Annotated in this window: 17 protein-coding genes; 9 read left to right on the top strand and 8 right to left on the bottom strand. The window is 65.7% G+C overall.

What is annotated here, in order from left to right:
• Positions 1-12: 12 nt before the first annotated feature.
• The 5 genes from QO033_RS05100 to QO033_RS05120 all read left to right on the top strand — a co-directional run bounded on the left by QO033_RS05100 (position 13) and on the right by QO033_RS05120 (position 5,254).
• The gene (locus QO033_RS05100) at positions 13-762 is read left to right on the top strand and encodes a DDE-type integrase/transposase/recombinase (protein WP_284479861.1); all 750 of its coding nucleotides are present in this window, start codon (positions 13-15) and stop codon (positions 760-762) included.
• Positions 763-784: 22 nt separating this feature from the next.
• Positions 785-1,558, top strand: a complete 774-nt coding sequence (locus QO033_RS05105) for a Mu transposase C-terminal domain-containing protein (RefSeq protein ID WP_284479862.1) — start codon at positions 785-787, stop codon at positions 1,556-1,558.
• Positions 1,555-2,511: an AAA family ATPase gene (locus tag QO033_RS05110; protein ID WP_284479863.1), complete on the top strand. Its 957-nt coding sequence runs from the start codon at positions 1,555-1,557 to the stop codon at positions 2,509-2,511. Before QO033_RS05105 ends, QO033_RS05110 begins: the two co-directional genes overlap by 4 nt.
• Positions 2,512-2,541: 30 nt before the next feature.
• Positions 2,542-4,314: a TniQ family protein gene (locus QO033_RS05115; protein ID WP_284479864.1), complete on the top strand. Its 1,773-nt coding sequence runs from the start codon at positions 2,542-2,544 to the stop codon at positions 4,312-4,314.
• Between the two features lie 466 nt (positions 4,315-4,780).
• Positions 4,781-5,254 (top strand): cytochrome b, encoded by a 474-nt coding sequence (locus QO033_RS05120; protein WP_284479865.1) that lies wholly within the window; start codon positions 4,781-4,783, stop codon positions 5,252-5,254.
• 22 nt (positions 5,255-5,276) lie between these two features.
• Here the strand turns inward: QO033_RS05120 and QO033_RS05125 are convergent, their stop codons facing one another.
• The gene (locus QO033_RS05125) at positions 5,277-6,161 is read right to left on the bottom strand and encodes a LysR substrate-binding domain-containing protein (protein ID WP_284479866.1); all 885 of its coding nucleotides are present in this window, start codon (positions 6,159-6,161) and stop codon (positions 5,277-5,279) included.
• Positions 6,162-6,293: 132 nt separating this feature from the next.
• On the opposite strand from QO033_RS05125, the gene QO033_RS05130 reads away from it, so the two are divergent.
• Positions 6,294-7,433, top strand: a complete 1,140-nt coding sequence (locus tag QO033_RS05130) for a TauD/TfdA family dioxygenase (RefSeq protein WP_284479867.1) — start codon at positions 6,294-6,296, stop codon at positions 7,431-7,433.
• Entirely contained in the window at positions 7,430-8,194 is a 765-nt protein-coding gene (locus QO033_RS05135; RefSeq protein WP_284479868.1) for a class II aldolase/adducin family protein, read from the top strand. The genes QO033_RS05130 and QO033_RS05135 overlap by 4 nt, the downstream gene beginning before the upstream one ends.
• A gap of 88 nt (positions 8,195-8,282) precedes the next feature.
• Here the strand turns inward: QO033_RS05135 and QO033_RS05140 are convergent, their stop codons facing one another.
• From QO033_RS05140 to QO033_RS05160, 5 genes are read right to left on the bottom strand one after another with little or no spacing between them, the layout of a single operon-like run.
• Positions 8,283-9,704: a carnitine 3-dehydrogenase gene (locus tag QO033_RS05140; protein WP_284479869.1), complete on the bottom strand. Its 1,422-nt coding sequence runs from the start codon at positions 9,702-9,704 to the stop codon at positions 8,283-8,285.
• Entirely contained in the window at positions 9,701-10,624 is a 924-nt protein-coding gene (locus tag QO033_RS05145; protein ID WP_284479870.1) for a BKACE family enzyme, read from the bottom strand. Before QO033_RS05145 ends, QO033_RS05140 begins: the two co-directional genes overlap by 4 nt.
• 12 nt (positions 10,625-10,636) lie before the next feature.
• Positions 10,637-11,422, bottom strand: coding sequence for a carnitinyl-CoA dehydratase (locus QO033_RS05150; protein WP_284479871.1), 786 nt, complete (start codon positions 11,420-11,422; stop codon positions 10,637-10,639).
• Entirely contained in the window at positions 11,419-13,464 is a 2,046-nt protein-coding gene (locus QO033_RS05155) for an acetate--CoA ligase family protein (RefSeq protein ID WP_284479872.1), read from the bottom strand. Before QO033_RS05155 ends, QO033_RS05150 begins: the two co-directional genes overlap by 4 nt.
• 2 nt (positions 13,465-13,466) lie before the next feature.
• Positions 13,467-14,627 carry an acyl-CoA dehydrogenase family protein gene (locus tag QO033_RS05160; protein ID WP_284479873.1) on the bottom strand — a complete coding sequence of 387 codons (1,161 nt, stop codon included), beginning with the start codon at positions 14,625-14,627 and terminating at the stop codon, positions 13,467-13,469.
• 77 nt (positions 14,628-14,704) lie between these two features.
• Between QO033_RS05160 and QO033_RS05165 the strand changes: the two genes are divergently transcribed.
• Positions 14,705-15,709: a GlxA family transcriptional regulator gene (locus tag QO033_RS05165; protein ID WP_284479874.1), complete on the top strand. Its 1,005-nt coding sequence runs from the start codon at positions 14,705-14,707 to the stop codon at positions 15,707-15,709.
• Positions 15,710-15,850: 141 nt separating this feature from the next.
• Here QO033_RS05165 and QO033_RS05170 read toward each other — a convergent pair whose 3' ends face one another.
• A complete protein-coding gene (locus QO033_RS05170; protein ID WP_284479875.1) occupies positions 15,851-16,963 on the bottom strand; it encodes an LLM class flavin-dependent oxidoreductase in 1,113 nt (370 codons plus the stop codon).
• Between the two features lie 261 nt (positions 16,964-17,224).
• Between QO033_RS05170 and QO033_RS05175 the strand changes: the two genes are divergently transcribed.
• Complete coding sequence (locus QO033_RS05175) at positions 17,225-18,427, top strand: alpha-hydroxy acid oxidase (RefSeq protein ID WP_284479876.1); 1,203 nt, start codon at positions 17,225-17,227, stop codon at positions 18,425-18,427.
• A gap of 8 nt (positions 18,428-18,435) precedes the next feature.
• Here QO033_RS05175 and QO033_RS05180 read toward each other — a convergent pair whose 3' ends face one another.
• Complete coding sequence (locus QO033_RS05180) at positions 18,436-19,203, bottom strand: GntR family transcriptional regulator (RefSeq protein WP_284479877.1); 768 nt, start codon at positions 19,201-19,203, stop codon at positions 18,436-18,438.
• Positions 19,204-19,248 lie beyond the last annotated feature (45 nt).

The raw sequence follows: 19,248 nt of genomic DNA on the forward strand, positions 1-19,248 counted from the left end.
GCAGAAGCCCTGATGAACCAGGTCATCGAAATCTACGCCGACACGCAGCGCCCGAGCAAAGTCCAATCGATTCAAGAGACCCGGGCGCTGTTCGCCGAAGAGAACGCGCGCAGAACTAGCGCGGGGGCAACGCCGCTCACAGTTCCTTCCGCCTCCAGCGTTAAACGCCGACTGGACTCGGCTGACCCATTCTACGTCTGCGCCAAACGCTATGGCACGTCTGCTGCCGCCAGGAAGTTCGCCATGAGCAGCAACGGTCCTGATGTCGTGCGTCCGATGGAGCGGGTCGAGATGGATGAAAACAAGCTCGACGTCATGTCGCTGCTGACGCTGACAGGCATCTGGGATCACCTGCCGACGGAGCGACAGAAGAAATTCGAGGCGGGGCGACGCTGGCTCTACATTGCGATCGACTGCGCCACGAAATGCGTGGTGTCGATGCGGCTGGCCGACAATCCGAACTCGGATGATGCGATCCGCGCGCTGCGGCAGATTTTCGAGGACAAGACCCCGCTGGCCCAGGCGGCCGAATGCGAAAGCACATGGCATCACCATGGCGGGATCGGGACCCTCGTGACCGACATGGGGCCTGCCTTCGTCTCGGATGCCTTCCAGACGACGGTGGCTTCGCTCGGGATCACGTCGCACCTGCCGCCCGCCGGAATTCCCTGGATGCGGGGACACATCGAGTCCTTCTTCCGCACACTCGGACATCAGCTCATGCCGCTCTTGGCAGGTCGAACTTTTTTTCGACACCATTGATCGCGGCGACTATCCTTCAGAAATGCTCGCCTGTCTGTGTGACGACGACCTGATCAAGGTCCTGCTGACCTATATTGTTGATATCTACCACAACCATCCGCATGGCTCTCTGAACGGGGAAACCCCGAATGCAGCCTGGAAGCGGCTGGTGGCTGAGCACGGGACGCCTCCGGTTCCGGATGGCCTGACTCTTCGAAAAGCATTTGGTCGACCTAAATCCCGGAAATTTAATAAAGAGGGCGTCCTGTTCTCGGGCCTAAGCTATAGCTGCGAGGCGCTGCGAGAAGCGCACCTACACTCTCCCGTACGGGAGGTGGAAATCAGGGTAGATTTGCAGGACATCGGGTGGATAGCCGTCAAGGTCGGTGCGTCCTGGTATCCTGCGCTCGCCAATCAGCCTGGCTTCGAGGGCGTGAGCTTCGACGAGCTGCGTGAGGGCATTCGAGCCGTTCGGCACGCTCACGCGCGCGACGCGAGGCTGGACGCGCCCAAGGTCCAGCGTGCCATCGAGCGAATTTCCGAGGCGAACCGTTGTGCATTCGCGTTGCGCGCCCTGACGCCGTTCCACGTGGCCGACGTGGAGGTCGCGCGTGCAGATGCGGCACTGCACTATCCGCTCCGATCGGACGCGCAGCGATTGGGACACGTGCCTCCGAGCAGTGATCTGCTCAGCGATGCGATTTCCATCATCCCGCCGACGGACGAACCAGAGAAGCAAGACGGCGACAACACAGGGACCAACTCGGAGCGTCGCGCGAGACGCAAGAACCGCAATCGCTGGGGGGTTGAAAGATGAGAAATGATCTGATCCCCCAAGCGGCCCAGCGAATTGCCGAGTTGAAAGGGTGTTTTGTCGATCACGAGCGTTTCGTCCCGCTGGCGGAAGGGTTCTCCATTCTCGCTGAAAAACGTCTCGTGGACATCCAGACCGGACGGACCAGCGAAGCGCAGGGATTGGCCTTGTCCGGACAAGCGGGGGCCGGAAAAAGCGCGGCAATCAGTCATCTGCTTGCTCAGGAAAGCCAGAGACTGGCCGACCTCGGGTACGGCGGCTCCACCATCGTCAGTTTGCGAGTGCCTTCGCCTGCAACGCTGAAGTTTGTCGGGCAGATGCTCCTTCGGGCGCTCGGCTATCCGATCGGCGCCGAACGCCAAGCCTGGTACATCTGGGGTCTGGTTCGACATCACCTCAAGGAACTGCGTGTCCTCTTCGTGCATCTGGACGAGGCGCAGGACCTCGCATCGCGGTATACCGAGCACGAGCTCGATTCAGTAACATCCATGCTGAAGACGCTGATGACTGATCCGGAGTGGCCTGTCGGGATCATTCTTTCAGGGACAAACGGCCTGGAAGATATCCTCAACCACGACACACAGCTGGCACGCCGAATGAAGACCATCCGGTTCGAGAGCATGTCCCCTGCCGCCCATGGCGAAGATATCCTCGACCTGCTGGATTCCCACTGCGAGCGTGCAAGCCTCGAACCAGAGGATGACGTGCTGGAATTGTCCCACGGCGAACGCATTGTTCATGCTGCGGCCAATCAGTTCGGCATCGCCATCATCGTTATCCTGGACGCCATCGAAGACGCCTTCCTTCACGGGCAGGACACGCTGAACCGGCACAACTTCATCAGAGCATATCATCGCCGCACCGCCTGCGATGCCGAGTTCAATCCGTTCATCGTGCCGGATTTCCTGCGCATCGACACCCGGCAGGTGTTTTCCAGGGGAGCGCGGGGCGAATGATGACACGAGCTCTGCCTCTTTGCGTGGACTATGTTGCCCGGCGAATCCGCAACCTCCTTTGCCTCGCGCCTTGCGCGGCGCAACGGCGTTCCGCGCCTTGTTCCCTTCTGCTCGGATATTGGGATCGACTACGGGCAGCTGACCAACGGTGCCCCGACAGAGATCGAACGTCTCGCAGCCTTGGGCGGGTCAGACCCCGCCGCGATGCAATTCTGGACGCCGCGCGTCGTCGGGGATGGATGGTTCGAACTCGGCCATGCCACTTTGAAGTTCACCTGCTTCCGGCGAACACACGCACGCACCTGTCCGGTCTGCATGTCCGCCGCGCGTCAGCGGCCGGAGGACGTGCCCGCAGTTCACCACGGCCTGTGGCAGCTCGAAAGCATCCGTACCTGCCAGATCCACGCGTGCCTTCTGGTGCCATTGGCGCAGGCCGGAACGGGCAAGGACGTGTTCGACATCGTGCCCCACCTCCGAAACTACGCGCCCACACCTGCGGTGCATGTGGCGGACAAGGACCGTCATCTGGAGAACTGGCTGGCAGACCAGATCGGTACCGGACAGGAGACCCGCAGAGACTGGTTCTATGGCCTGCCGATCCATGTCGCCGTCCAGACCGCCGAAAATCTCGGGGCCTTGATGACCTTGGGTGCCGATGCCAAACGTACGGATATCTCGGAACAGGATTGGGTGCGTGCCGGAAACGCCGGTTACATGGTCTTGCGAGACGGGCTCGAGGCCATGCTCGCGACACTGCGCGAGATACAATCGCTCACGCCAATTGATGCACGGCTCCATCGCCACCGGTTCCGGCTGTTCTACAACTGGTTGCGGGACCGCGATGAAGACCCCGCATTCGATGTCATCCGCGACAGTGTCCGCGACTACATCTGGTCGAATTTTCCCGTCGCCGAGGGGGCCATCATCCTCGGTCAGCCAGCGCCGGAACAGCGGGTGCACACGCCAGCGACGGCCGCCGCCATCTCCGGTGTCAGCCGATGGAAAATCGAACAGCACCTGATCCGGCGCGGCCTCGCATCGGCCCGGGACAACGGACAAGGCGTGCACCTCAACACCTATCCCACCTCCGACATCATTTCCGAGATCACCACCCAGATCCACGGAATGATATCCGCGACGCAAGCCGGAGACATCCATGGCGTAACCTTGGCGACCTTGCGCCTGCTGCGCACGCAGGGGCTCATTTCTCATGCCGCGGCCTGTCCCAAGAACGGTTCCTATTTCGAGGAAAGAGAGATCTCGGATTTTCTGAGAAAACTGAGAGCGTTGGCCAAACCAGAGCAACAAGCACCGGAAGATGCTGTCATGTTCCGCGAAGCCGCGCTGCAGTGCCAGACGTCGTTGGCAGAGGTCGTGGCCTGCGTTCTGGACAATCGCCTTCCCCTCTTCGCGACGGCTCCCGCCGACGCAAGGTTCGGCGATCTCTTGGTCTCGATCCGGGCCATCCGGCAAACGACAACCATCCCGGCGGAGGATGCCCTGTCGCTCGGTGAAGCTAGCCTGCGCCTGAAAACCAATACGAGAACCATTCGCGCCCTTCTGCAACGCAGGCATATCGTCCACGTACAACCCTTCTCCGATGCCAAGCATCGCCGGTGGCAGGTAATCTGCGCCAGGAGTGTGGAAGAGTTCCGCACGACCCACATCTCGCTGACCGAACTGGCCGCGCGCCGCAACCGAGACGCCGCCAACCTCAGCAAGGACCTCTACAGCTACGGCATCCGGCCTCTGCGCCTCGGGGACAAATGCCAGCGCTTCTTCAGACGGCGAGATGTGATCTAGAAAATCATGATCTGATCGGGAAGCCGACCTTCGGGTCGGCTTTTTCATGCCCGCCGAGAGACAAACCTATGTGGCGATAAAGGCAGCATTCACGGTTCGCCGAGATTCCGCCCGTCTGATTTCAAAGGGAGAAATCGGCCCCGAAAGGCAGAACTTTGTGACGCCTCCCACCCTTTGAAAAGCACCAGATAGTTCTGCCCTTTTCGTCAGAAGCCTTGCCTCTGCCGCGCAGGCGGGTGCTGTTTTCCTTTCAAGACCTCTAGCCGCCTCGATCCCACCTATGGTGTATTGATCGTCTTGCTCCCCCGCTTGCCTCTTTGCCGCAAGCGCCGGGGCAGCGGCGGCATGTCGGAGAACCCGAACAGGTCTAGGTCGGAAAAATCCGGCCGGTTTGCGCCTGGTCAATTTGCGCCATCTCCAAAAGATGTATTCAAGAAGCAGGATAATGAGCGAAGGAACCCGAGCCATGCGCGATCTGCCTCAGAGTTTTTCCCGGACCCAGCGGCTGCTGCACTGGGCGATGGTGGGGTTGATTCTGGTCAATCTGCTGCTGCCGCAGGGCATGGGAGGCCGCGGGATCGAGATCGGGGTGGTGCTGCCGGCGCATGTCCATATCGCGGTGGGGATGCTGGTTCTGGTCCTTGCGGCGGTGCGGCTGGTGCTGCGGTTGATCCGTGGCGTGCCGCCCGAACCGATAGGGGCACCCCGGGCGTTCCGGGTTCTGGCCCGGGCCGGGCAATGGGTGTTCTATCTGCTGTTCTTCGCCATGCCGATCACCGGCGCCCTGGCCTACTACCTCGGGCAGGACACCGCGCGCCTGCTCCATGCCGAGGTGTTCCGGCCGCTGTTCTGGCTGCTGATCGCGATCCACGTCAGCCTGGCGCTGGCGCATCAATACCTGTGGCGGACCGATATGCTGGGCAAGATCGTCCGGGGCTGAGCTGCCCCCGGGGTCGACGGGCTCAGGCGGCGGCGGCCAGCAGCCAATCGGCGAAAACCCGACCGCTTTCGGGCAGGCTCGGCGCTTCGGTCAGGTAATAGGCAGTGCCGAAGTCGACCGCGCCGCCCGGCCATTCCTCCAGCGATCCTTCCTCGACCAGCCGGGCGGTGATCGACCGCCAGCCCAGCATCAACCCGCGCCCGTCCAGCACCGCCTGCGCCGCCTGCACGTAGTTGTCGAAGCTCTGCCCGGTCAGCCGCGGCCTGACGATGCCGCGCAAGGCGAAATAATCCTGCCACCCGGCCCAGTGCTGATTGTGCGGACTGCGCACATGGATCAGCGGCACGCTGTCCAGCCCCTGCCCTTCCGCCTGCAGCCGCGTGATCAGCGCCGGCCGGCCGACCGGCGCGACCCGTTCGTCAAAGAGCTTGCGGGTCCACCCCTCGCGCCAGCCGCCGGTGCCGTAGCGCAGGGCGATATCCACCCCCGCGTTCAGGGCCGGCAGATCGCTGGGCGGCGCCTGCACGTTGACGGTGATATCGGGATAGAGCGCATAGAACTCCGGCAGTCTCGGCATCAGCCAATAGGTCGCCATGCCGAGGGTGCAGGCGACGTTGACCTGCTGGTCCGACAGCCCCTGCATCGCGCGGATATCCTCGATCGCCGCCGAGATCTGGCCCAGCCCATCCCGCACCGCCCGCGCCAGCAGCTCCCCCGCGCCGGTCAGCCGCACCGGCCGTTTGCTACGGTCGAACAGATCGGCCCCCACATGCGCCTCAAGCGCCTTCAGCGCCTGGCTCACCGCCGGGCGCGAGACGTTGAGCCGGGCCGCCGCCTCGCTCATGGTTTCGAGACGCGCCATCGCCTCAAAGGCCGCCAGCAGGCGCAGGGGGGGCAGACGATCCAACGGGCGCTCCTATCAACGTAACCCATGGCTTAACTTATGTTCAGATTATTCGAGCTGTTTCGCTTTGGGAACTCCTGAAATCATAGCCGGACCGAAACTCCCCCCTCTCGGTCCACAAGGTAAGGAAACGCGATGAATGTAATGCAGGACATGACCGCTGCGGTCAGCCTCGGCGACAAGGGTCTGACGCTACCGCTCGCCGACGGGCGCGAGGCCTATTTCAATTACTACTGGCTGCGCGACAACTGCCCCAGCTCGTTCAACACCGAAACCCGTGAACGGACCTTCGACATCTTCCACCTTGAGACCGCACCGCGCGCGGCCAGCGCCAGGGTCGAAGACGGTGCCCTGGTCATCGACTGGGCGGGAGAGGATCACGTCACCCGCATGCCGCTGTCGACGCTGGCCCAATACACCGACGGCCGGCCCCGCCACGATCCCGCCGATCTGCCGCGCGTCGCCTGGTATTCCGATCACTTCGCCGACGTGCCGCGGTTCTCCCAACCCGAGCTGGTCAAGGATCCCGCGCTCTGCGCCAAGTGGATCGAGGCGCTGCTGGTCGAAGGGCTCGCCATCGTCACCGACATGCCCGACAGCAACGAGGCGCTGACCGAGACCGCCAATCTGCTGGGCACCGTCCGGCCGACCTTCTTCGGCGATTTCTTCGATGTGAAGACCTATATCAACCCGACCAACAGCGCCTATACCGCCGCGGCGCTGGAGCTGCACACCGACACCCCGGCCGAGGAACACGCCCCCGGCGTCCAGTTCCTGCACTGCCGGCGCAACAGCGTCGAGGGCGGTGGCAGCCTCTATGCCGACGGGGTGGCCGTGGCCAACGACTTCCGCGCCCGCGATCCCGAGGGGTTCAAGCTGCTTTCCACCGTCTCGATCCCCTTCTATTGCGAGCACGACACCTATGATGTCCGCTCGCGCCAGACGGTGATTGAGCTCGACGCCCATGGCGAGGTCTCCGGCCTGACCATCAGCCAGCATATGGCCGATATCTTCGATCTGCCGCAGGATGTGCTGGACGACTATTACCCCGCCTTCTGCCGGTTCGGCAAAATGCTGCAGGAAGACCGCTATGTCATGAAGTTCATGATGAAGGCGGGCGAATGCTTGGTCTTCGACAACCACCGGATCGTCCATGGCCGCGCCGCCTATACCGCCAGCTCGGGCGAACGCTATCTGCGCGGCACCTATGTCGACCGCGGTGAAATGCGCTCGCGCTACCGCGCGCTGGTCAGCGAAGGGCGGTTCAAGGCATGAGCGCGCTGGCGCTGGATCAGGTCAGCCCGCAGCACAACGGGCTGACCGCGTTGCGCCAGGACCTGGCGGCGGCCTTCCGGCTGTGCCACCGCATGGGGTGGAGCGAATCCGTCGGCAACCACTTCAGCGCGGCGGTTTCCGACGACGGGCGGCAGTTCCTGCTGAACCCCAAGTGGCTGCATTTCGGCGCCATCCGCGCCAGCGATCTGCTGCTGCTGGACAGCGACGACACCGCCACGCTGTCCCGCCCGGATGCCCCCGACGCCTCGGCCTGGACGGTGCACGGAACCCTGCACCGCAAACTGCCCCGTGCCCGGGTCGTGCTGCATTGCCATTCGCCCTATGCAACCGCGCTGGCCTGTCTCAAGGACCCGACGATGGTGCCGATCGACAACAACACCGCCCGGTTCTACGGCCGGATCGGCTATGATCTCGGCTTCGGCGGCATTGCCGACGCCGAGGAAGAGGGCGAGCGGCTGGCGGAGTCGCTGGGCGACAAGGACGTTCTGGTGATGGGCAACCACGGGGTGACCCTCATCGCCGACACCGTGGCGGCGGCCTATGAAGACCTCTATTTCTTCGAAAAGGCAGCGCAGACGCTGATCCTCGCCCGCTCCACCGGCGAACCGCTGGCGGTGCTGTCGGATGCGGTGGCGCAGAACACCGTGGAGGGGTGGGCCGCCTATGCCGGAATGGCGGATCGGCATTTCGACTTCCTGAAATCCGAGCTCGACGCCAGCGACACCAGCTGGCGGACCTGACCCCGCCGGCCGGTACAAAAGCTAACCCCCGGGTGCGATCACCGCCCCCGGGGGTTTTCGTCGCCGCCGCCCCGCCCGGTGAGATCAGTCAGCCGCGCTGGCCGACCGCGCCGCCGGCGCCCGGCGCCGCCATCTCCCGATGCGCCTCGGCCAGGGCGGCAAGCGCCGTGGCCACCGCCGGCTCCGGCGGGCAGCTGCGCCGCGTGGTCAGATCGGTGTGCAACAGCAACGTCTCGATCGTCGCTGCCAGCCCTCCGTCCGACCGCCAGGCGCGGTGGAACAGATGCATCTTCTTGCCCGCCCCCTCCAGAACCTGGGTCGTCACCGTCAGCAGATCGCCCAGATGCACCTCATCGAGATAGCGCACCCGGGTATCGACGGTGAAGTAGCTCTTGCCGGACGCGATGTAATCAGCATCCGCCCCGACCCGCTGCATCAGCCCGTCGGTGGCCCAGGTGCCCAGTTCCAGATAGGCGGCCTCGTTCATGTGGCCGTTATAGTCGGTCCAGGTCACCGGCACCCGCCGCTGGCTGGTGATCGGCAACCCGTCCCGGTCGCCCGGCGCCGGCAGCTCGGCCTCGTGATCCAGGATCACCCGCCCCGCCGCCGTGCCGCCATGCCGCAGGCTGCGCAGGATGCCGACCAGATTGTCGTCGCGGGTACGTTCCAGCTCGGCGATGCTGCGCCCGCCCGCCTGGGCGTCGGACTGCGCCGAGATCAGGTCGATCAGCGGCTGATCCAGCTCGGGCACATCGGTCAACCGGCTCAGCGGCCAGCCGAGGCTGGGACCGAACTGCGCCAGGTAATGCGCCATCCCCGCCTCGCCGCCGGCGATGCGATAGGTCTCGAACAGGCCCATCTGCGCCCACCGCAGGCCGAAGCCCATGCGGATCGCCTCGTCGATATCCTCGGTGGTGGCGATCCCGTCCTTGAGCATCCACAGCGCCTCGCGCCAGACCGCTTCCTGAAACCGGTTGCCGAGAAACCCGTCGATCTCTTGTTTCAGCGGCAGCGGGAACATGCCCAGCCCGCGCACCACCTCTGCCGCCCGGGCGCAGAGGTCCGGCGTGCCCGACAGCTCCACCAGCGGCAGCAGATAGACCGGGTTGAACGGGTGAACCACCGCCACCGGCGCCCCCAGCGCGGCGAGGTCGGAGGCCATGAACCCCGAGGTCGAGGAGGCGATGAACACCCCCTCCGCCAGCGCCGGCGCGATCTGGGCATAGACCTTCTGCTTCAGCTCCAGCCGTTCCGAGACGCTCTCCTGCACCCAGTCGGCGCCCTGCACCGCCTCCTCCAGGCTATCGCAGAACCGCAGCGTGCCTTCCGCCGGCAAAGCCCGGTCATAGAGCGCCGGCAGGGACCGGCGGGCGTTGTCCAGCACGGCGCCGATCTTGCGGGCGGCCTCCGGGTCGGGATCGAAGACCGACACGTCCCAGCCGTTCAACAGGAACCGTGCAGCCCAGCCGCCGCCGATCAGCCCGCCGCCGATAATCGCAGCCCGGCTCATGCGCTGCGGCTCCCGGGGGCCTGCTTGACCAGCCCCAGCTTGGCACGCACCTCTGCCGGGCCGATCACGCTGGCACCGAGGGTTTCCAGTGCGGTCACCGCCCGTTCCACCAGCTGCGCATTGGTCGCCAGAACGCCCTTTTCCAGCCAGAGGTTATCTTCCAGCCCGACGCGCACATTGCCCCCGGCCAAGGCGGCGGCGGCGACATAGGGCATCTGATCCCGGCCCAGGCTGAAGGCCGACCAGGTCCAGCCGGCAGGCACATTGTTGACCATCGCCATGAAGGTGTTCAGATCGTTCGGCGCCCCCCAGGGGATCCCCATGCAGAGCTGCACCAGCGCCGGGTCCTCCAGCACCCCCTCCTGCACCAGCTGTTCGGCGAACCACAGATGCCCGGTGTCGAAGGCCTCGATCTCGGGCTTTACCCCAAGCTCGGTCATCATCCGGCCGGTGGCCCGCAGCATGCTGGGCGTATTGGTCATCACGTAATCGCCATCGCCGAAGTTCATCGAGCCGCAGTCCAACGTGCAGATTTCCGGCAGGCACTCGCGGATATGGGCCAACCGCTCGGTGGCGCCGGCCATATCGGTTCCGGCCTGATCCAGCGCCAGCGGATCCTCGACCGGGCCAAAGGTCATGTCGCCGCCCAGCCCGGCGGTCAGGTTCAGCACCACATCCACATCGGCCGAGCGGATGCGGTCGGTCACCTCGCGGTAATACTCCACATTGCGCACCGGCACCCCGGTTTCAGGATCGCGCACATGGCAATGCACCACCGCCGCGCCGGCCTTCGCCGCGGCAATCGCGCTGTCGGCGATTTCCTTGGGCGAGCGGGGCACCAGGCGGCTTCTGTCCTGGGTGGCGCCGGCACCGGTGACGGCGCAGGTCAGAAAGACGTTGCGGTTCATCTTCAGGGGCATCGGACCCTCCTGTTACCGGCCCTTCCAGACCGGATCGCGTTTCTCTGCGAAGGCGCGGGCGCCTTCCTTCTGGTCTTCGGAGCGATAGAGACGCTCGACCGTTTCGAACTGGCTGCGGGTGATGCGGTTCATCGCGTCCTGGAACTTCATGTCCTCGGCCTCGCGCACCACCTCCTTGATCGCCGCGAAGACCAGCGGCGGACCGGCGGCCAGGTCATCGGCCATCTGGCGCACCTGATCCATCAGCTCGGCCGCCGGCACGATACGGTTGACCAGCCCCCAGCGATGCGCCTCCTCGGCATCGAACCAGCGGCCGGTGTAGAGAAGCTCCATCGCGATGTGATAGGGGATGCGCTTGGGCAGCTTGATCGTCGCCGCATCCGCCACCGTGCCGGAGCGGATTTCCGGCAGCGCGAAAGTGGCATGATCGGCGGCGAAGATGATATCGGCGCTCAGCGCCAGTTCCAGCCCGCCACCGCAGCAAATGCCGTTGACCGCGGCGATCACCGGCTTGTTCAGCCCGCGCAGTTCCTGCAGCCCGCCAAAGCCGCCCTTGCCGTAATCGGCATCCGGCCCCTCGCCATCGGCAGCGGCCTTCAGGTCCCAGCCGGGGCAGAAGAACTTCTCCCCGCCGCCGGTGATGATCGCCACCCGCAGCTCCGGATCGTCGCGAAAGGCGGTAAAGACCTCGCCCAGCTCCTGGCTGGTGGCCATGTCGATGGCATTGGCCTTGGGTCGGTTCAGGGTCACTTCGAGAACCGCGCCACGGCGGTCGGTGAGAACGTTCGACGAGGTCATGTCGTCTCTCCCATTCTGATCAGGGCATCCGCCGCCACCGCCCCGTCGGGCAGGCACATCAGCGGATTGATTTCGATTTCAAACAGCGTCTCGGCATGGCCGCACGCAAAGGCCTGCAGCGCCATGATATTGGCGACCACCGCCGCCATATCCGCCGCCGGCCGGCTGCGATAGCCGGTTAGCAGGGCGCCGCTGCGCAGCTGGCCAAGGGCAGCGCGGATATCCGCCTCGGTCGCCGGCAGCAGCAGCGAGACGGTATCTGCCAGAAGCTCGGTCAGGATGCCGCCCAGCCCCAGCGTCAGGACGAACCCATGCGCCGGATCGCGGGTGATACCGACCAGCAGCTCTGCCACGGTGCCGGTGATCATCTCCTCGACCAGGAAGCTTTCGGCCGGCATGGTGCGGGCCGCCGCCTCCACCACCGCCGCACTGCCGAGGTTCAGAACCACGGCGCCGGCTTCGGTCTTGTGGGCGACGCCTTCGCCCTTCAGCACCACCGGAAAACCGATCTCGGCGGCCAGAACTCCGGCCATCGCGGCATCCGCGGCGCGGCGCGACTGCGGCACCCGGACCCCGGCGCGGGACAGGATCGCCTTGGCCTCGGCCTCTGAATACAGCCGCGCCGCGGTGGCATCGGCCGGACCCGGCACCAGCAGCGGCGGTGCAGCCTCGCCGCCCCGGCGGACCGAGGCCGCCGCCCGGATCGCCGGCAGCGCATCGCCCATGCCGCAAAGCGGCAACAGCCCCGCGGCCATCGCCCGATCCGCGATCTCCTCCGGCAGGCCTTCGGCCATCAGCGACACCAGCGCCATCTGGGTGCCGGTCGCCACCTGGGTCTGCTCTGCCGCGCGGATCACCATATCCCAGTCCGGCGCCTCGAACCGGTCGCGGCGCGGGAAGTCGATGACGATGCAGCCCAGGGCCACATCGCCCTGGCAGAGTGCGCTGAAACAGGCCGTCAGCGCCGCCTCGTCGCCCCAGATATAGGTGTTGTAATCCAGCGGGTTGGCCAGGGCGACCCGGGGCCCCAGCGCAGCGCGCAGATCGGCCGCCTGCCGGTCGTCGAGCGGCGGAAAGACCACCCCGGTCGCGGCCCCGATATCCGCCATCAGCGACGCCTCGCCGCCCGAGCAGGAGGCCGAGGCGATCCGGGCCGAGGCCAGCCCGCCGGTCAGATGCAGGATCTTCAGGGTCTCCAGCAGCTCCGAGGCGGTATCGACCTGGGCGATGCCCAGCCGCGCCAGCAGCGCCCGCGCGCCGGCGTCGCTGCCCGCCAGCGACGCGGTGTGGGACACCGTCGCCGCCTGCGCCTGTTCCGAGGCCCCGACCTTGAGCGCCACGATCGGCTTGCCCAGATCGGCAGCACGCTGCGCCAGCGCCTCGAAGGACGGCAGATCGGTGATGCCCTCGATATGCAACCCCAGAGCGGTAATCCGCGGATCTTCCAGCAGCGCCATGCCGGCTTCGGCCATCGAGGTCTGGGCCTGATTGCCTGCTGCCACCACGGTCGCCAGCGGCAGACCGCGCCGTTGCATGGTCAGGTTGATCAGCACGTTGGAGGACTGCCCGACAATCGCCACGCCGCGCGCCACCGGCGACAGCCCGTGCATGTCGGGCCAGAGCGCCGCGCCGTCCAGCGCGTTGACGAAGCCATAGCAATTGGGCCCGAGGATCCGCATCTCGCCCGCAGCGGCGGCCAGCGCATCCTGCAGGCTGCCGCCATCCGCCAGCTCTGCCGTCGCCTCGCGATAACCGGCGGCGAAGCAGACCGCGCCGCCGCAGCCCATCGCGGCCAGGTCGCGCACCACCTCGACGGTGAGGCTGCGATTGACGCCGATGAAGGCGGCATCCGGCACCCCGGGCAGCGCCTCCAGCCCGGCAAAGGCGGGCAGCCCGCCGATGCTGTCCTTCTTCGGATGCACCGGCCAGATGTCTCCCTGAAAGCCGATCCGGCGACATTCCCGGACCACGCTTTCGCACCAGGCACCGCCGCCGACCACGGCGATGGACCCGGGCGAAAACAGACGGTTCAGCGGCTGCATGCTCAGGCCCCCAGCGGACGGAAGATCTCGCGGCTGATGATATGCCGCTGAATCTCCGAGGTGCCGTCCCAGATGCGCTCCACCCGGGCATCGCGCCAGAACCGTTCGATCGGCAGTTCGTCCATCAGCCCCATACCGCCGTGGATCTGCAGCGCCGCATCCGTGACCCGCGCCAGCATTTCCGAGGCATAGACCTTGGCCGAGGCGATCTCGCGGTTGGCCGGCAGGCCCTCGTCCAGCCGCCAGGCCGAGGCCAGCGTCAGGTAATCGGCGGCGTCGATCTCGGTGATCATGTCGGCGATCTGGAAGCTGACGCCCTGGAACTTGCCGATCGACTGGCCGAACTGCTTGCGCTCCGCCGCGTATTGCACCGCATGGTCGAACACCCGTCGGGCGCGCCCCACCGACATGGTGGCAACGGTGATCCGGGTGGCATAGAGCCACTCGTTCATCACCGCGAAGCCACCATCCACCTCGCCCAGAACCTGGGCATCGGACAACCGACAATTGTCGAAATACAGGATGCAGTTCTTGTAGCCCCGATGCGAGACCGAGTTATAGCCCTTGGCGACCTCGAACCCCGGCGTGCCGCGATCCACCAGGAAACAGGTGATACGCTTCTTCGGCCCCTTCGGGGTCTCGTCCACACCGGTGGCGACGAAGACGATGAAGAAATCCGCGTGATCGGCGCCGGAGATGAAGTGTTTCGACCCGTTGATCACCCAGTCGCCGCCATCGCGGGTGGCGGTGCATTTCATGCCGCGCACGTCGGAACCCGCATCCGGTTCGGTCATCGCCAGCGCGTCCATCCGCTCGCCCCGCACGGCGGGCATCAGGTATTTCTCGATCTGCTCGCCTTGGCAGGCCATCAGGATGTTCTGCGGCCGGCCAAAGAAATGGGTCAGCGCCATGGAACCGCGGCCGAGCTCCCGTTCGACCAGGGCGAATTCCAGATGCGACAAGCCGGGGCCGCCGACGCTTTCGGGGAAGTTCGACGCGTAAAAGCCCAGGTCGATGACCTTCTGCTTGATCTCCTGCGCCACCTCCTGCGGCACTTCGCCGGTTTTCTCGACCAGCGCCTCATGGGGATAGATCTCATTTTCAACGAAGCTGCGGACCGTGGAGACGATCATCTCCTGTTCGTCGCTCAAACCAAATCGCATATGGGGATCCTCTTGTCTGATCTTCTCCTGTTTTGATAAATGCAGGCGTTGCCATTGTGCGGAATTGGACGATTATCATGCAGGACCGGAAAAAATCGGAGCGCCGCCGGGATATCGGCGTGCTGCTGTTTCCGCATTTCTCCAACCTGTGCCTCGCCAATGCAGTCGAACCCTTCCGCGCGGTGAACAACCTCAGCGGCACCGAACGTTATCGCTGGCATTTCCTCAGCCTCGACGGCGGTCCGGTCACCTCGTCCAGCGGGTTGCGGGTGCAGGCCGATGCGGCGCTGTCGCGGCATGAGGGCGGCGCTTATCTGTTCGTGATGCCCAGCTATCATTTCCGGGCCGCCGACACCCCGGCCTGCGCCCGGGCCCTGCGCGCGGCGCGCGGCCGGTTCGACCGTATCGCCGGCATGGACACCGGCAGCTGGCTGCTGGCCGCCGCCGGGTTATTGAGCGGCCGCCGCGCCACCATCCACTGGGACGAACAGGTGGCGCTGGCCGAACGGTTCCCGGACGTCGAGGTCAGCGGCGACCGGGTGGTGCACGACGGCGATATCCTCAGCTGCGGCGGCGCCTCCACCACCTTCGAACTGGTGCTGGATCTGATCGAGGCGGAACATGGCGCGATGATGCGGCTGGAGGTCGCCGCCCTGTTCCTGCACGGCGATCTGGCCGGCCACGGCGACCGGCCGCCAGCGGCGCTGCGCCCGGGCCAGGTGCCGGATGCGGCGATGGCACTGATGCGGGCGCGGATCGAGGACCCGCTGAGCATCGGCGAGATCGCCCGCCAGCTCGGGTTGAGCCGGCGCATGCTGGAACAGCGCTGCATGGATCGCTACGGCATCGGACCGCAGCAGCTCTACCTCGCCACCCGGCTGCGCGAGGCCCGGCGGCTGGCCGAACAGACCGGGCTGTCGGTTGCCGAGATCGCGGCGCGCTGCGGCTATGCCGACGCCAGCGCCATGAGCCGGGCGTTCCGGCGCGAATTCGGGGTCTCGCCGCGCCAGCTCAGGCAGCGCCGCGATGCGCGCGACCAGGGCCGCGCGACAGCCGCGGACGCCCGGACCGAGACGAGGTGAGACGATCATCGGAGCGGCCAGCGCCAGGGACATTTAACGCCCGGCCGCGACGACGAAAACACGGGTCGGCCCCGAAACACAGACCGCCCGCCCGAGACCTCAGGCGGGCGCATCGCGTCGGATCCGCCGCGAGGACGGCCATCAGCTTTCGCGCAAACCCGCTTCGCGCAGCAGCGGCAGCACCGAGTCGTTGAAGAACGGCAGCTCGTCGCGATAGTTCACGAAGGACAGCGCCGTCCCCGCGAAACCGACGCCGGAGATCTTCTCCAGCTCCGAGGCGATATGCTCCGGCGTGCCGACCAGCGGATAGGAACCGCCGCCCGCGGCGAACCGCTGGCGATAGAGCTTGTAGGCATCGGCATCGTGAGAACCGGAGAACTTGGATTTGCCGGCCATGTAGATGTCCAGGCTTTCCTCGTCGACCATCTGGCGCGAGTAGTAGTCGTAGTAATCCTCGGCCTCGGCCTGGGTCGGACGGCAGACCACATAGCAGGTGGTGAAGACGCCGACATCGCGGCCAGTCTCGGCCGAGCGTTTCTTCATGTCGTCGAGCGGCTCATGCGCCTTGTCGATCTCGCTGAAGGTGGTGAAAAGGTAATCCGCCGCCTTCGCCGCGAAATCCCGGCCGGGAGGCGAGAAGGCCGCGTTCAGGGTGATCGGGCGCGGCTGCTGCACCGGGCGCGGTTTGCCCGAGACGTTGCGCAGCTGATAATATTCGCCCTCATAATCGAAGGGCGCGTCCTCGGTATAGATGCGCTGGATGATGTCGAACCACTCCAGCCCCTGATCATAGCGGTTCTCGATCATCTCCAGACCGAAGAGATCGAATTCCTCCGGGTTCCAGCCGCAGACAATGTTCAGCCCGGCCCGTCCGCCGGAGGCATGATCGACCGTCGCCAGCGCCTTGGCGGCGAAGACCGGATGCACCATCGGCACATGCACCGTGGAAAACAGCGCGATCCGCTTGGTGATCCCCGCCAGCGCCGCGGCGAAAGTAAAGGTTTCATAGGAATATTCGCGGCTGTTCATCTCGCCGCCGAACCCCTTCCAGCGCGCGATCGGCAGCAGGAAGTCCAGCCCGCCTTCATCCGCGATCCTGGCCGCCGCGGCGACATCGTCCCAGCTGGCCGACCAGCGTTCAGGCACTTTGGTCAGCGCCAGACCGCCATCCGCGTTCATCGAGAATACGCCCAGTTTGAACTTGTTCGGTCCCCGCATGGGGTGCGCGATGCCCGCTCCTGCTTCGCTCGACATGCGTTTTCCTTTCCTCTCCTGTGTGGTGTCTTCGCCCGGTCCGGCGGGGAGCCGCGGGGTTTTGCAGCCCCTTCACCCCCGGGAACGTGGTAATTACAATATACTATAAAGAAATACTTTAAACCCTGAGTCAACGATGGTATTTTAGCTGTGAACTAAGAAACTGGCTGATCGCGCCCAAGGCCGGCGATTTCACGGCGGATCGCCCGCGGAATGGCGCGAAAACGGGCAGCAACGGTATTCACTTTAGGGCTAAAGATTTTGCGAGATCACAGACCCGACACCGACCTCAACCGCCGCCTCTATCGCGGCCGCAACCCGGCCCGGGCGGTGGAGATTCGCGACCTGCGGGAAATGGCGCGGCGACGGCTGCCGGCGCTGGTGTTCGAGTATCTCGAAGGCGGCGCGGAGGAGGAGATCACTCTGCGCCGCAACCGCACGGCCTTCGACCGAATCGGGCTGATGCCGCGCCTGCTGCGCCCGGTCGGCGGCACCACGCTGGCCGGCGACCTGCTGGGGGCGCCGGTACCGATCCCGATGGCTGTGGCCCCCACCGGGTTCAACGCCCTGCTCTGGCCCAGGGGCGATGTCGCGCTAGCCCGGGCGGCGGCCGCGGCCGGGCTGCCCTTTGTCCAGAGCACAGTGTCGAACGACCCGCTGGAACAGGTCGCGGCGATCCCCGGCCTGCGCCACTGGATGCAGCTCTATGTCTTCCAGGACCAGACGGCGGTGGAAATGCTGGTCTCCCGCGCCGAGATGGCGGGATCGGAGGCGCTGGTGTTGACCGTCGACGGCAACGTCTTCGGCAATCGCCCCTGGGACAGGCGCAACTATCGGACCGGGACGGAGCCGACACTGGCCCGCCGGCTGGAGATGCTGCGTCACCCGCGCTGGATGATCGACTTGATCCGCCACGGCACGCCGCGGTTCGGGACGCTGGCCCCCGTCCTGCCCCAGGGGAAAAGCGATATGGTCAGCGCCGCCAGCTGGCTGCGCGATCAGATGGACCCCGACCTGGACTGGGACCGGGTCGCCTGGCTCCGCCGGGTCTGGCCACGCCGGCTGATCCTCAAGGGGCTGCTGGCGACGGATGATGTGGAACAGGCGATCCGCATCGGCGCCGATGCGGTGGTGCTGTCGAACCACGGCGGTCGCCAGCTCGACGGGGCGCCGAGCCCGATGGAGGTGCTCGAAGCCGCAGCCACCCTCGCCCGGGGACGGCTCAGCCTGCTGCTGGACAGCGGCATCCGCCGCGGCAGCGATATCGTCAAGGCGCTGGCGCTTGGCGCCGATGGGGTGCTGGTGGGGCGGGCCGGGCTCTATGGTCTGGGCGCCGCCGGCACTGCGGGCGCGCAGCGCGCCCATGCCATCCTGCGCGAGGAGGCCGAACGCACCGCAGCGCTGCTGGGCTGTGCCCGCCGCGACGCCCTCGGCCCCGATTGCCTGATCCGGACGGGGACATGACGATGCCGCTAGCGCACCTCGTTGACATAGCGATGCCGGCTGGTGTCGGCATGGTGCAACGCCACGATCACCGCCTGGTTGTTCTGATCGTAGACGGTTTCCTCGATCACCAGAACCGGGGCGCCGGGGGCCAGTCCCAACTGCGCCGCCACATCCTCCGGCGCGGCCTGCGCGCTCAGCTTCTCCCGCATCGCGGAAATCCGCAGCCCGCCCTCTTCGATCAGATGGCTGTAGATCAGGGGCGGCATCGCCTCGGCGCTGCGGGGCAGATCGGGGAACCGCGCGATCGACAGGGTGTAGCGGTCGACCATCGCCGGCAGCCCTCCGACCTTGCGCAGCCGGCGCACCCGCAGCACCTGATCCGCCGCACCCAGCGACAGCTCCCGCGCCTCCGCCTCGGTCGGCGGACCCAGCTCCACCACCGGCGGCTGCGGATCGGCCTTCTGCAACCCGCCATCCAGCCCGTGCAGGCGGAAATACTGCAACAGGAACCTGAGGCTGATCTGCGGCGTCCGGTCGGTGACCACGGTGCCGGTCTTGCGCCGGCGGGCCAGAAGCCCCTCCTTGCTCAGATCATTGAGCGCCCGGCGCAGGGTGCCCACCGCCACGCCGAAACGGTCCGCCAGCTCGATCTCGTTCGGCAGAACGGTGCCGGGCGGCCAGCGACCGGTAAAGATCGCCTCGGTGATCTGGCGCTTGACCACTTCGTAAAGTGGGACGGCGCGGGCCGCGCCGCGCAGCGGCCAGACCGCCGTATCAGAAGATTCATCTGCCATGCAGTTTCTTGTCCCACATTTTTCTCTATCGTATATAGTATTTTT

It is taken from the genome of Pseudodonghicola flavimaris (assembly GCF_030164425.1).
GTDB classification, from domain to species: Bacteria; Pseudomonadota; Alphaproteobacteria; order Rhodobacterales; family Rhodobacteraceae; genus Pseudodonghicola; species Pseudodonghicola flavimaris.

Bases quoted from the DNA above. Each gene is read 5' to 3' on its own strand.
- QO033_RS05100 (WP_284479861.1), top strand. From the start codon at position 13: ATGAACCAGGTCATCGAAATCTACGCCGACACGCAGCGCCCGAGCAAA.
- QO033_RS05105 (WP_284479862.1), top strand. From the start codon at position 785: ATGCTCGCCTGTCTGTGTGACGACGACCTGATCAAGGTCCTGCTGACC.
- QO033_RS05110 (WP_284479863.1), top strand. From the start codon at position 1,555: ATGAGAAATGATCTGATCCCCCAAGCGGCCCAGCGAATTGCCGAGTTG.
- QO033_RS05115 (WP_284479864.1), top strand. From the start codon at position 2,542: ATGTTGCCCGGCGAATCCGCAACCTCCTTTGCCTCGCGCCTTGCGCGG.
- QO033_RS05120 (WP_284479865.1), top strand. From the start codon at position 4,781: ATGCGCGATCTGCCTCAGAGTTTTTCCCGGACCCAGCGGCTGCTGCAC.
- QO033_RS05130 (WP_284479867.1), top strand. From the start codon at position 6,294: ATGAATGTAATGCAGGACATGACCGCTGCGGTCAGCCTCGGCGACAAG.
- QO033_RS05135 (WP_284479868.1), top strand. From the start codon at position 7,430: ATGAGCGCGCTGGCGCTGGATCAGGTCAGCCCGCAGCACAACGGGCTG.
- QO033_RS05140 (WP_284479869.1), bottom strand. From the start codon at position 9,704: ATGAGCCGGGCTGCGATTATCGGCGGCGGGCTGATCGGCGGCGGCTGG.
- QO033_RS05145 (WP_284479870.1), bottom strand. From the start codon at position 10,624: ATGCCCCTGAAGATGAACCGCAACGTCTTTCTGACCTGCGCCGTCACC.
- QO033_RS05150 (WP_284479871.1), bottom strand. From the start codon at position 11,422: ATGACCTCGTCGAACGTTCTCACCGACCGCCGTGGCGCGGTTCTCGAA.
- QO033_RS05155 (WP_284479872.1), bottom strand. From the start codon at position 13,464: ATGCAGCCGCTGAACCGTCTGTTTTCGCCCGGGTCCATCGCCGTGGTC.
- QO033_RS05160 (WP_284479873.1), bottom strand. From the start codon at position 14,627: ATGCGATTTGGTTTGAGCGACGAACAGGAGATGATCGTCTCCACGGTC.
- QO033_RS05165 (WP_284479874.1), top strand. From the start codon at position 14,705: ATGCAGGACCGGAAAAAATCGGAGCGCCGCCGGGATATCGGCGTGCTG.
- QO033_RS05170 (WP_284479875.1), bottom strand. From the start codon at position 16,963: ATGTCGAGCGAAGCAGGAGCGGGCATCGCGCACCCCATGCGGGGACCG.
- QO033_RS05180 (WP_284479877.1), bottom strand. From the start codon at position 19,203: ATGGCAGATGAATCTTCTGATACGGCGGTCTGGCCGCTGCGCGGCGCG.